This is a genomic window from Psychrobacter sp. 16-MNA-CIBAN-0192, assembly GCF_040309565.1.
In the GTDB taxonomy this organism is placed as follows: Bacteria; Pseudomonadota; Gammaproteobacteria; order Pseudomonadales; family Moraxellaceae; genus Psychrobacter.
Window position 1 is genome coordinate 1 of sequence record NZ_JBEOOX010000045.1, and the last position, 470, is coordinate 470.

Genomic DNA, 470 nt, shown 5'->3' on the forward strand with positions numbered 1-470 from the left:
TATCGATATATTATGATTCACGTAACGGCCAAGTGTTGGTAGATTCAGATCCCAATCGATAATTTTTTACCTGATATTTTCAATTAAAGACGTTACACTCAGTAGAAAATTAACTTACCAACAAAGTGGATCTAATGTCTGAAGCCAAAACAGAATTAACAATGTATCAAGTAGCTGACCAATTTATTGCCCTAGCCAATCAACTAAGCCAACAAGAAAATGATATTGGTAAAGTCGGTACAGCAATGAGATTTGCTTCTGCACGCTTTAATGCGTTCGAAGCCTCAATTAAATCAGCTGATCTTGCCGCTGAAAAAGATCATGCATTAGCTTGGTTTTCTGATGAATTTAAAGCCATGCTAAAAGAAAACTTAGAAGACCATATCGCTAACCCTCCTGTCGCTGCACCTGAACAAGAACAAAAAGGCGATGATAGCGTGCAACAGTTTAAAGGCGGCTAACATTCATTC

At 37.7% G+C, this 470-nt stretch carries 1 protein-coding gene; it reads left to right on the forward strand.

Annotation, left to right across the window (positions count from 1 at the left end):
* Positions 1-134: 134 nt before the first annotated feature.
* Entirely contained in the window at positions 135-461 is a 327-nt protein-coding gene (locus tag AAEY78_RS12280; RefSeq protein WP_101034392.1) for a DUF3144 domain-containing protein, read from the forward strand.
* Positions 462-470: the final 9 nt, after the last annotated feature.